This window comes from Duganella sp. OV510 (assembly GCF_900100205.1).
Lineage (GTDB): Bacteria > Pseudomonadota > Gammaproteobacteria > Burkholderiales > Burkholderiaceae_D > Rugamonas.
On sequence record NZ_FNEQ01000001.1, the window covers coordinates 783,015 to 795,300 of the forward strand.

Consider the following 12,286-nt stretch of genomic DNA (forward strand, 5'->3'; position numbering starts at 1 on the left):
TCTGGATGAATGCTCATGAAAACCGCCCGCATCAAGGTCGCCAATCTTCTCGTCACCGGCTTCGGCCTGATTTGCCTGTTCCTCGCTGCCGCCATTGCGCTGGGACTGTCCGAACAGGCCAAGCTGAACGCCACCACCGCCACCATCGCCGATGACCGCTGGCCCAAGATCGAGCTGTCCACCGACGTCCGCTTGCGTGTGACCGATATCGCCGTCTCGCTGCGCAACCTGATGCTGAGCGCCGATCCAGCCGTGCGGCGCCAGCAGCTGGAAAGCATTGACGGCTATCGGCGCGATGCCGATGCCAAGCTTGCGGAGCTGGACCGGCGGGTGGTGACGGCGGGCGGCCGCGCCGCATTGAAAAAGGTCCGTGCGGCCTACCAGGAATACGCTGTCGGTCAGCAAAAGCTGATCGCGCTGGTGCAAGCGGGGCGCGATGAGGAAGCCCGCACTTACTTGAATACCCATGTCAAACCCATGCTGCAAGCCTGCCGTGAAACATTGGCCGCGCAGATCGGCAACGAAGTATCGCTGATGCGCGAGGCGCGCGAGCAGGCAGCGCACGCCTATGCCGCCACGCAGATGAAGATGCTGGTCCTGGGCGCGGCGGCAATACTGATCTCGCTGACCGTGGCAGCCGCCATCATCCGCCGTCTGCGGCGCGAGCTGGGTGGCGAGCCGGATCAGGCGGCGCGTACCGCCGCCAGCATTGCCGATGGCGATCTGACGCAGGCCATCACGCTGCGCGACGGCGACCGCAGCAGCATGCTGTACGAAATGGAGCATATGCGCGATAACCTGAGCAAACTGGTAACGCAGGTACGCAGCGACACCGAGATGATCGCCGCCGCCTCCAGCCAGATCGCCAGCGGTAATCTGGATCTGTCGGCACGCACCGAGCAGCAGGCGTCCAGCCTGCAGGAAACCGCCGCCGCGATGGAGGAACTGACCACCACCGTGCAGCAGAACGCCGACCACGCGGCGCGCGCCAATACCATGGCGCTGCAAGCCTCGGCGGCGGCAGGCAAAGGCGGCGAGGCTGTCGCCGCCGTCACCGCGCGCATGGAATCCATCCGCTCGTCCGCCGCGCAGATGGCCGACATCATTGGCCTGATCGACGGTATCGCCTTTCAGACCAATATCCTGGCGCTGAACGCTGCCGTTGAAGCGGCGCGCGCCGGCGAGGCTGGCCGTGGCTTTGCTGTGGTGGCAGGCGAAGTGCGCGCGCTTGCACACCGCTCGTCCGATGCCGCGCGCGACATCGGCAACCTGATCAAAGCTGCGGTCGCTCAGGCCGGGGCCGGCGACCAGCAAGTACGCGCGGCGTCGGCGGCGATGCAGGACATCGTCAGCAGCGTCACCCATGTGGAAGAAATCATGGCGCAGATCAAGCACGCCAGCGCCGAGCAGCATGCGGGCATTCTGGCTTGCAGCCAGGCGGTCGTCCAGATGGATCACGGCACGCAGCAGAATGCCGCGCTGGTAGAACAGGTGGCCGCCGCCGCGCAAGCGCTGCAAGAACAATCAGGGCAGCTGGAACGTGCGGTATCCCGCTTCAAGGTCACCGCCGAAGCCACCACGTCAGCCCGCGCCGATGCACCGGCTGGCGACAACACGCAGCAATCCGCGCGCAGTGGCAAGGTACGCGGCAGCCGGCCGCAAGACACGCACAACGGCACATCGCGCGACAGTCGGCAAGCCGCGCCCGGCGGTCGTCACGACAGCGCCACATATGGCGCTGCGCGCACTGGCCTGCGCCTGGTCACAGGACCGGTGCGCACATGATCGCCGGCGATCCGGCTGCACCACCCCTGCGTGCCGTCGTCATTGATGGCAGCGGAGCCGAGCTGGAAGCGGCGGTGGCGCAATGCCGCCAGGCTGGCATCATCGTCAACGGCTGGTCCGACTGCGCCGCCGGCGGACTCGAATTGATCGAATCGCTGCCCTCCCCTCCAGACCTGGTCATCATGGAACTCGACCTGCCGGACATGGACGGTGCCGGTCTGCTGCAAGCGTTGTCCATGCTGGAGCCAGGTCTGCCCATCATTATCACCAGCCGCCACACCGCACGCCTGCACGACGCCGCCCTCACGCTGGCGACCACGCTGGGCCTCGAAGCGCTGGCCGCCCTGCCCAAGCCGCTGACGGCGGACGCGCTGCGGAACGCCGTCGACAGCTGCCCGCCGGCGGCCGCACGCATCGCCGCACACCGGATAAGCGACACCCGCACACGCTGCGGCACAGCGCCGCCGCAGCCCGGCGCCGGCGAAATCCTCACCGGGCTACAGAACCGCCAGTTTGAACTCTACTATCAGCCAAAGACCTGCCTGCAGGACGGCTCGCTGCGCGGCGCCGAGGCGCTGATACGCTGGCGCCATCCGGCGCATGGATTGCTGTCGCCCGCCTGCTTCCTGCCGCAGACGGAAGCCGCCAACCTGGTGGATGTGCTGACCGTTGAAGTGCTGCACCTCGCCTTGAGCGACTGGCGCCGCTGGCAGGCCGATGGCTTGTCCTTGCCGCTATCGGTAAATCTTTCGCCCTTGTCGCTGACCGATCCGCACCTGGCCGAACAGCTGATCCAGGCCGTCAACGACGCCAATGTGCCGCCACGCGCTATCACCTTCGAAATCATCGAACATCAGGAAATCGCCGACCTGGCCACCGCGCTGCGCATCCTCATCAAGCTGCGCATGCAGGGCTTCGGCCTTGCGCTGGACGACTACGGTGCTGGCCACGCCTCGATGCTGCAACTGTCGCGCTTCCCCTTCACCGAACTGAAACTGGATCGCCGCCTGGTACACGGCGCCAGCAAGCGACCGCACATGCACACGCTGCTGCGCCACGCGATTGCCTCCGCCCGTGAACTGGGCGTCACAACGGTAGCAGAAGGAATCGAGATGGAACAGGACCGCCAGCTGCTGCGGGAACTGGGCTGCGACCAGGCGCAAGGCTATTTGATCGCCCGTCCGATGCCGGCATCGGCGCTGCCGCTGTGGCGCGAAAAATCCGCTGCCGCCGGCAAGGCCGGCGGCACAGTTATCCAGCTGCGGCCTTAAGAGATGTTGTAACGCTCGCAGGGTTCGAGCTGCGCTGGCAACTCCTCACCGCATTGCTCCAGCAAGGAGCGCTCAATATTGCGCGTCATGGCGTTCAGCGCCAAACAATTCGGATCGGTGCCAAATGGCTCCGAAATTTCCTGAGCAATCGCTTCCAGCGCAAACAGCGTATAGGCGACAAAAACGCACACCAGCGGTGTCGCCATGCCCAGGTCCGCCACCAGCCCAAACGGCAGCATGAAGCAATACAGATACACCGTTCGGTGTACCAGCACGCCGTACGCAAACGGAATCGGCGTATTCGAAATGCGCTCGCAGCCCCCAACAGCGGCAGCCAGTTCGCTGACCTGCGCATCCAGTAACCACAACAACGGCTCGCCTTCGCCGCGCTTGCGGCCGGCGCGCGACAACATCAGGCGGATGCGGTCCAGCAGCGCCACCGGAATATAGTGCAAGCCGCGCAGTTCATCCGCCTCTTCTTTAGACAAGTAGCGTGCCAGATCCGCAGAAGGATCGGTATGCCGCAGCTGGTGCGTCAAGGCGTAGACAAAGGCGATCAGGCGCTGCACGAATAGCTTGCGCTCAAAGCCGTCGCCATCTTCGGGCAGGTAATTGATGACTTGCGAAGTCAGTGCGCGCGCCGCGATCAGGATGCGCCCCCAGATCTGCCGCGCCTCCACATAGCGCGCATACGCAGCGTTGTTGCGGAACGCCAGGAAGATCGCCAGGCTGACACCCACCAGCGGAAACGGCACCGTATCCAGCGGAATTTTCGCCCCGAGGATATGGCCGCTGGTGACAACCGCCAGTACGCTGATCGACAAAATAATCAGCAGCTGCGGCACGATGGTCTTGAGTACGGAGCCATCCCAGACGAACAGCATCCGCAACCAATTGGTTGGCGGCCGGATAATCATGATGCTACCGCAGGCGTCAGCAGGACAGGAATCGACTTCGAGGTTGGCGTGCCCGCGCCGTCGGCCACGCTGGCCAGCGGCACCAGCGGATTGGTCTCCGGATAGTAGGCGCCGATGCAGCCGCGCGGAATGTCATAAGCCACCAGCATGAAGCCGTCGGCACGGCGCTCCACGCCATCGTCCCACACGCTTTGCACATCTACCCAGTCGCCGGCTTTCATGCCCAGCATGTCGATATCGGCCTGGTTGATAAAGATCACCCGCCGCATGCCGAACACGCCGCGATAGCGGTCATCCAGCGCGTAGATGGTGGTGTTGTACTGGTCGTGCGAGCGGGTGGTCATCATCACCAGCAGGCGCTCGCCATGCCTGGCGCGGGCACGACGGATCGGCGTATCCAGCGCGATTTTATGCGGCACAAACTGCGCCTTGCCGCTGGCGGTCGCCCATTCGCGCTCGCGCGACGCCACTTTCAGGTGAAAACCACCCGGCTTGGCCACGCGCGCGTTGTAATCATAAAAATCGTCGAAGACCTTCTCGATATCGTCGCGGATCAGCGCGTAGTCATCGCGATAGTCTTTCCACTTCAGCTGATAGCGCTCGCCCAGCGTCGCCTCGGCCATGCGCGCGACGATCGCAATCTCCGACAGCAGGTCCGGTGAAGCAGGCTTATTCAGGCCAAAGGAGATGTGCACCATGCTCATGGAATCTTCCACCGTCACGCCTTGCGGCGCGCCGGCCTGCATGTCGATCTCGGTCCTGCCCAATGTCGGCAGGATCAGCGCCTTCCGGCCGTGAATCAGATGGCTGCGATTCAGCTTGGTTGCGATGTGCACCGTCAGCTCGCACGACTGCAGGGCGTTGAAAGTCAAGGGCGTATCCGGCGTGGCCATGGCAAAATTGCCGCCCAGCCCAACAAACACCTTGACCTTCCCCTCCGCCATGGCGCCGATGGTCGCCACCACGTCATAACCGTGATGACGCGGCGGGACAAAGCCGAACACCCGTTCCATGCGGTCAAGGAAAGCCTGCGCCGGCTGTTCCTCGATGCCCATGGTGCGGTCGCCCTGCACATTCGAATGGCCGCGTACCGGGCAAAGGCCCGCGCCCTGGCGCCCGATCTGCCCGCGCATCATCATCAGGTTGGACAGCATCTGTATCGTCGGTACTGAATGCTTATGCTGCGTCAGTCCCATACCCCAGGTGGCGATCACGCGTTCGCCGCGCATGAAGACATCCGCCAGCGCCTCGATCTGAGACCGTGGCACGCCGGATTCTTCTTCCAGCAGCGCCCATTTCTCCGCCCGCAGGTCTCGCGCGAATTCGGCGAAGCCGGTGGTGTGTTCGTCGATGAAATCGATATCCAGCACGCGCCGCACGCCAATCAGCACCGCCCTGTCGTCCATTTCCAGTACGCGCTTGGCCAGGGCTTTAATCAACGCAAAGTCGCCTCCCAGCTTGGGCTGGATGAACATGGAGCTGATCGGCGTGCTGGACATGGTCAGCATCTCCACCGGATGCTGCGGGCTGGCGAAGCGTTCCAGGCCGCGTTCGCGCAAAGGATTGATCGACACAATGGTTGCGCCACGCCGCGCGCATTCCCGTAGTTCGCCAAGCATGCGCGGATGGTTGGTGGCAGGGTTCTGGCCAAAGATCAGCAGCGTGTCCGCATGTTCGAAATCGTCCAGCGTCACCGTTCCCTTGCCGATGCCCACGGTGCCCGGCAAGCCGCGACTGGTCGCTTCGTGGCACATATTCGAACAATCCGGAAAGTTGTTGGTGCCATAAGCGCGCACGAATAGCTGATACAGGAAGGCTGCCTCGTTGCTGGCGCGGCCGGAAGTATAGAACGCGGCCTGGTTGGGATCATCCAGCGCGTTCAACTCGTCTGCGATCAGCTTGAAGGCTTCAGCCCAGGCTACCGGCGCATATTTGTCGCCGACTGGATCGTAGAGCATAGGATGCGTCAGGCGGCCGTGCTGTTCAAGCTCGTAATCGGATTGCTGCAACAGCTCCGTCACCGTATGCGCGGCAAAGAACTCCGGCGTCACACGCTTGCTGGTCGATTCCGCAGCCACTGCCTTGACGCCGTTCTCGCAGAACTCAAACGTCGACGCATGCTCACGGTCCGGCCAAGCGCAACCGGGACAGTCGAAACCGTCGGGCTGGTTCTGCGCAAACAGCGACTTGTAATTGACGCCGCTGACACGCTCCTTGAACAGGTTGATCGCCACATATTTCAGCGCGCCCCAGCCGGCCGCCGGATGGTGGTAGGGTTCGATACGTCCTTTGGTTTCTGCCATGCTGATACTCCTTATATTGACATATCGAGCATAGCGTCGGCCTGCGCGCGGGAAGGAGCACAGTACGCAGCGGTGTCGGGGAGTACAGCCAGCTCGGTCAGTGGCACAGCACGCCCGAACAGATAGCCCTGGAAGGCATTGCAGCCAAAGGCTTCCAGCGCCGACCACTGCTCGCGCGTCTCCACGCCTTCCGCCACCACCGCCAGGTCCATGCTGTACGCCAGCGTAATGATGGCGCGCACGATGCTCGATGCATGGCGCGTGTGCAGCATGTCGTGCACGAACGAGCGGTCTATTTTCAGCTGATCGATCGGCAGCAGCTTCAGGTAGCTCAGCGACGAATAGCCGGTGCCGAAATCATCCAGTGCAAAGCCGACACCATGCGCTTTCAGGGTTGTCATCTTTGCGATAACGTCATCCATGTCGGTCAGCAGCATGCTTTCCGTCAGTTCCAGCTTCAGCTGGCGCGGATCTGCGCCGGTACGTTCCAGCACCGCCAGCACCTGGTCGACAAAGGCAGATTGCCGGAACTGGCGTGCGCTGACATTGACGGCCATGGTCAGGTGGGTGCTGTCCGGCGACCCGTTCCAGCACACCAGCTGGCGGCAGGCCGCTTCCAGCACCCATTCGCCCAGCTCCACGATCAGGCCGGATTTCTCCGCCTGCGGAATGAACTCGCCCGGCCCGATCAAGCCACGTTGCGGATGCTGCCAGCGCAGCAGCGCCTCCACGCCAGTGACGCGGCCAGTATTGTCCACCACCGGCTGGTAGTACAGGCGCAGCTCATCGCGCTGCAATGCGAAACGCAGGTCCGACTCCAGCGTTGCGGAAGCATCCAGCGCCACCTGCATGTGCGGATCGAAGAAACGGAAGGTGGCACGGCCGGCTGCCTTGGCCTCGTACATCGCCATATCCGCCTGGCGCAACAGGTCGTTGATGGTGTGATGCTCGGCGCCGAACAGCACCACGCCGATGCTCGGTGTGCTGCGCAGCTCATGCCCATCCAGCGTATAGCTGCGGCTCAGCGAGTCCAGCACTTTTCCGGCGACAGCGGCGGCATTGCCCATGGCCTGCTGCTGGTCCGCGCCGAGGTCTTCCAGCAGAATGACGAATTCATCGCCGCCCAGCCGCGCCACAGTGTCCGTCTCGCGCGTGACTTCACTGAGACGGAAAGCCACCATTTCCAGCAGGCGGTCGCCCATGTCATGGCCCATGGTGTCGTTCAGCGACTTGAAGTTATCCAGATCGACAAACAGCACCGCGCCATGGATACCGCCACGTGCCGCCTTGGCGATGGCGTGATGCAGCCGATCCAGCAGCAGCCGTCGGTTGGGCAGATTGGTCAGGCCATCGTAAAATGCCAGGTGGGCAATCTCCGCTTCCGCCAGCTTGCGCGCACTGATGTCCATGCGCGTGCCCAGCATGCGCAACGGCTTGCCATCCGCCGCGCGCTCGACCACCCTGCCGCGCGTCTGCACCCAGATCCAGTGGCCAGCCCGATGGCGCATGCGGTACTCCGCCTCGAAGGAGCGCGAACTGTCGGCCACGTGCGCGGCCAGCGCCGCCTCGATGCCGGGTATATCGTCCGCCTTGACCATGCTGCGCCAGTCGATGGCGCCTCCATTCAGCTCTTCTTCCGTGTAGCCCAGCATGGCGGCGGCGCGGCCGTCGACGGTGCGGTAATCTTCCGCCATCTGCCATTCCCACAAGCCGAGATTGGCGCCGTTCAGCGCGAGTTCAATCTTTTCCGCAGCGGCGGCCTGCTCGTCCTCGCGCGCGGCGGCCAGATCTTCCAGCACCTGACGGCGGCGCTGCACCAGCACCAGTGCACCGCTGGACGTCAGACCGAACACCAGCCAGGCAATGCCGCAGGTCCACGCCATGCTATGCCAGCCGGCGGCGATCAGCGCCTGGTTGCGGCCCAGGCTGACCACCAGCGTCTTGTCCAGCCCCAGGCCACGCAGCAGCATGGTGCGCTGGACAACCAGCCGCTGCTCGCCGTTCGACGCCGTACCGTCCAGCACCGTCTCCGAACGATGGCTGTTCTGGTGGCGGACAAAGAACGGATCAGGCGCGGCGCTGGTGTTACGCATCGCAGCGGGATCGGCTGGCACGAACAGGATGCGGCGGCCGCTGTCTTCGGTGATGGCGCTGTTCATGTCCGGCGCATACAAGGCGGAGCGCATGACAGCATCGAAGTATTCAGGATTGAGAATGGCGCTGACTGCACCATTATTGGCGCCATCCGCACCGATCAGCGCCATCGACAGCTTGATGTTAAACACGCCCGGCGTATTCTCGTAGGGCTGCGACAGATAGAGTGTATCCGGATCGCGCATGCGCTCGACGTGGCTGGTGTAGTTGCGGTCATCCAGGCGGCTATCGCGCAAGTCATCGTCGGACATCACGATATCGCCCTTGCGGTCCAGCACCAGCAAGGCGCGCACGCCCGGCATGGCGCGCTTCAGGGATTGCAGCAGCGTGCGGCGGCAATCGACAGAACAACTGCTGCCTGGCTTCAGCGTGGCACGCGCGCTATCGAGCGCGCTGCGTACACCTTCCAGCTGGTGGCTGAGGTTCTCGTCGATAATCAGCGTTTGCATACGCATCCGCTCGATGTTGGACGTCATCAGCAGACCGCGCTCATTCCACACGAAGTAAGCGATCAGCAGACCGCTGAGCGCCAGCACAAATCCCAGCATCAGCCACTCGGCCGCCATGGTGCGAAAACCGGGCAGCTTCTTGTAGTGTTTGACAAACATAACTCCTCCCTGATTGACACATGCGTCAATATAAAATCAGAAAGGATTTAGCGAAATTGCACCTTCGTATGCAAACTCATACCAAGGTTTAGGTTGCCTTCCGCAAGTTCTTCAACGCCTTGGGCGCGCTGGCCAGAAACACGTCAAGTTTCTGCGCCACCAGGCGGTCCAGATCATCCGGCACCGCCAGGCCATACACATACTTGCGCACGCCGACGTAAAAAATGGCGGCGTGCAGGCCCCAGATAAACTCAATCTCATCCTCGTACTGCTGTGGTGTCGGCGCATCCACGCCATGTTCAAAGCGCAGCTCCGCCAGTATGACGTCGAACACGCGCTCGCGCAGGCCGGCCAGGTAGCGATCGTTGATGCCCTGTCGCGTCAGGCCGGCAAAAATGAAGATGCGTATCCAATCGCTTTGCAGGATCATGCCGGCGTACTGTTTGTAAAACAGGTGCAAGCGCTTCGACAGCGGCATTCCACGATCGCGCAGCAGACGATCCCACTCGGTGTTCCAGCGTGACAGGTAAATGACCTGGAACACGCGGTCCACCAGCGCATCCTTGCTGGGGAAGTAGCGGTACAGCAGCGGCTGGGTGATGCCGATCTCTTTGGCCAGCTCGCGCGTGCTGGCATTGAAGCCGTGCGTGGCGAAATAGCTGATGGCCTTGGCGACAATCTGCTGCTCGCGCTCCGCCGGCGACAGTCGTTTTACCACAGGCTTGGTCTTGGTTTGCATGTTTCGAGTATATCTGCTTTTAATTTATCGGTCGATCACTTATACTGAAATTCCACTTCAGGGGACGTTCATGAACCGCACCCGCCGCCATCTTCTCTGTGCTCCCTTGTTCGCCACGCTGCCAGCGCTGGCGATGCCCCCAACCGTACCGTTACGCATGGTGGTCGTTGACCTGATGCCGTGGGGCGGACGCAATGCAGACGGCCAGTTGGCAGGCGTCGCTGTCGACCTGGCGTCACAGCTTTCTTCCTTGAGCGGACTGCCCATCACCACCACAGCGGTGCCCTATGCACGCGCCATCGCCATGCTGGCCGGCGGCACTGCTGACCTGATGCTGGCCATCGACGCCAGCACTGGCCAAACCCGGCCGCCACTGGCCACGCTGGGCACGGAAGACGTGGTGGTGGTCGGCCGACGCGGCACGCGTTATACCAGAATGGAAGCCTTGTGCGGCCGCAGGGTTGCGCTGCTGCGCAGGGCCAGCTTCGCCGGCTCACTGCACACCTGCATCGCCCGCTACGAAACCAGCAGCTACGAACAGGGACTACGCATGCTGCTTCAGGGACGGCTGGACGGTGTGGCCGGCGTGCGCGCCTCCATGGACTATGCCATCCGCCATCTCGGCCACAAGCCTGCGGACTTTGGCGCGCCACTGGTGGTCGGCCAGGCCGATCTATGCCTATATCTGTCGCAACAAACCGCCACGCCCGCCATCACAACGCGCCTGCGCCAGGCCTGCGCACAACTGCTGCTGCAAAAGCAAATGCCGGCACTGCTGGCGCAGTACCGGCAAATAAGCGACTAAAGGCCTCAATTCAACAGCAAGGGCCGTAGCGGCGCGGCGCCGCCATGTGACAGGCGGAAGACGCCAACACAGCTGGTCAGATGGCTGGCCTGGTCCTGCATGCTGCCCGCAGCCGCTGCCGCCTGCTCCACCAGCGCCGCATTCTGCTGCGTCACCGAGTCCATTTCGGTAATCGCCTGATTGACATGGCCAATCCCGGTACTCTGCTCGCGCGACGCATCGCTGATGGCTGCCATGATCGCGGTCACGCGCGACACGCTGCCCACCACCTGCTCCATGGTGTTGCCAGCCTGCGCCACCAGCGCTTGTCCAGCTGCGATGCTGGCAACCGAATTGTCGATCAACTGCTTGACCTCACGCGCAGCGGCCGCGCTACGCTGCGCCAGGTTGCGCACCTCGGTTGCCACTACGGCAAAACCCCGGCCCTGGTCACCCGCGCGCGCTGCCTCCACCGCCGCATTCAGCGCCAGGATGTTGGTCTGGAAAGCGATGCCGTCGATGACGCCGATAATATCCACTACGCGGCTGGAGGCGGCATTGATGTCGCCCATGGTCTGGATCACCCGGCCAATCACCTCCCCGCCCTGCTGCGCCACCTGCGCGGTATCCTGCACCAGCTCATTTGCCTGCTGCGCGTTGGCCGCATTTTGGCGAACGGCGGAAGTCAGTTGTTCCATCGACGCCGCCGTTTCCTCCAGCGAGCTGGCTTGCGTCTCGGTGCGCGCAGACAGGTCCAGATTGCCGACCGCGATCTGGCTTGAAGCCGTGGCAATGGTTTCAGCGCTGCCGCGTATCTCGCCGATGGTGCCAACAAGATTACGCTGCATCGTGTGCATTGCGTGCAGCAGGCTGCTGTCGTCGCCGGGACGCAGCGTTACCGGTGCACTCAGGTCATTGGCGGCAATGCGATTGGCGACCGCCACCGCATACTCAGGCGCGCCCCCCAGCACGCGGCCAAGGCTACGGTTGATGGCGCCGGACACCAGCAGCAGCACCGTACCCGCCGCCAGCAGGCCAGCAGCGGACGTCAGCAGCGAACGGTGAAAGTCCGCCTCGATATCGTCGGTGTACACCCCGGTCAGGAATACCCAGCCCCACGGTTTATAAGTGCTGATGCGCGCCAGCTTGGGCGTGGCGTCCTTCTGGCCGGGACGCTGCCACAGGAAACGCACAAAGCCGCTAGCTTCCGGCGTATTGGCAATCCGCGCGAACTCGCGGAAGATATAAACGCCGTCGGCATCGCGGAAATCCATCATGTCCTTGCCGTTGGAAGCGGGATTGCCGGGATTCTGGATGATGCGGCCGTCCGTGCCGATCAGCGACACATAGCCGTCCCCGGCATAACGTATGCTGTCCAGTGTCGCCAGCGCGCGCTTCTTCGCATTGGCCAGATCGTCCTTGCCACTACTTGCCTCGGCCGCGTAGCGCTGCACGATATGCAGGGCGGCGTCATTCATATCGGTCAACGCCCGCTGGCGTTCCTCGAAACGCAGAGTGCGTAATTGCAGCGCATCTAAAACCGCAACGCCGGTCAGGCACAGCAGGCTGCAAATTAGCGGCAGCCAAAGTTTTTGTCTAAAGGTCAGTTGGGGCATGATGTTCTCCGTTTGGGAAATCCAGCAGCCGACTTTAATTGATCCATCGATTAATTACAATCGTTTGGCCATTCCTGGCCGGAATAGTAGCCATGCCATCTGGACGGTT

At 62.8% G+C, this 12,286-nt stretch carries 8 protein-coding genes; 3 read left to right on the plus strand and 5 right to left on the minus strand.

Annotation, left to right across the window (positions count from 1 at the left end):
- Positions 1-15 precede the first annotated feature (15 nt).
- Entirely contained in the window at positions 16-1,785 is a 1,770-nt protein-coding gene (locus tag BLS51_RS03605; RefSeq protein ID WP_175472504.1) for a methyl-accepting chemotaxis protein, read from the plus strand.
- Positions 1,782-3,056, plus strand: a complete 1,275-nt coding sequence (locus BLS51_RS03610) for an EAL domain-containing response regulator (RefSeq protein WP_090178127.1) — start codon at positions 1,782-1,784, stop codon at positions 3,054-3,056. Before BLS51_RS03605 ends, BLS51_RS03610 begins: the two co-directional genes overlap by 4 nt.
- Here BLS51_RS03610 and BLS51_RS03615 read toward each other — a convergent pair.
- The 4 genes from BLS51_RS03615 to BLS51_RS03630 all read right to left on the minus strand — a co-directional run bounded on the left by BLS51_RS03615 (position 3,053) and on the right by BLS51_RS03630 (position 9,777).
- Positions 3,053-3,973 carry a bestrophin family protein gene (locus tag BLS51_RS03615; protein ID WP_090178124.1) on the minus strand — a complete coding sequence of 307 codons (921 nt, stop codon included), beginning with the start codon at positions 3,971-3,973 and terminating at the stop codon, positions 3,053-3,055. The two genes, BLS51_RS03610 and BLS51_RS03615, sit on opposite strands and share 4 nt — an antisense overlap.
- Positions 3,970-6,276: an FdhF/YdeP family oxidoreductase gene (locus BLS51_RS03620; RefSeq protein WP_090178121.1), complete on the minus strand. Its 2,307-nt coding sequence runs from the start codon at positions 6,274-6,276 to the stop codon at positions 3,970-3,972. Before BLS51_RS03620 ends, BLS51_RS03615 begins: the two co-directional genes overlap by 4 nt.
- 11 nt (positions 6,277-6,287) lie before the next feature.
- Entirely contained in the window at positions 6,288-9,038 is a 2,751-nt protein-coding gene (locus BLS51_RS03625; protein ID WP_229207394.1) for a bifunctional diguanylate cyclase/phosphodiesterase, read from the minus strand.
- Between the two features lie 88 nt (positions 9,039-9,126).
- Positions 9,127-9,777: a TetR/AcrR family transcriptional regulator gene (locus BLS51_RS03630; RefSeq protein ID WP_090178117.1), complete on the minus strand. Its 651-nt coding sequence runs from the start codon at positions 9,775-9,777 to the stop codon at positions 9,127-9,129.
- A gap of 70 nt (positions 9,778-9,847) precedes the next feature.
- Here BLS51_RS03630 and BLS51_RS03635 point away from each other — a divergent pair, with 70 nt between their 5' ends.
- A complete protein-coding gene (locus tag BLS51_RS03635) occupies positions 9,848-10,582 on the plus strand; it encodes a substrate-binding periplasmic protein (protein ID WP_175472505.1) in 735 nt (244 codons plus the stop codon).
- A gap of 5 nt (positions 10,583-10,587) precedes the next feature.
- Here the strand turns inward: BLS51_RS03635 and BLS51_RS30495 are convergent, their stop codons facing one another.
- Positions 10,588-12,177, minus strand: coding sequence for a methyl-accepting chemotaxis protein (locus BLS51_RS30495; RefSeq protein WP_090178111.1), 1,590 nt, complete (start codon positions 12,175-12,177; stop codon positions 10,588-10,590).
- Positions 12,178-12,286 lie beyond the last annotated feature (109 nt).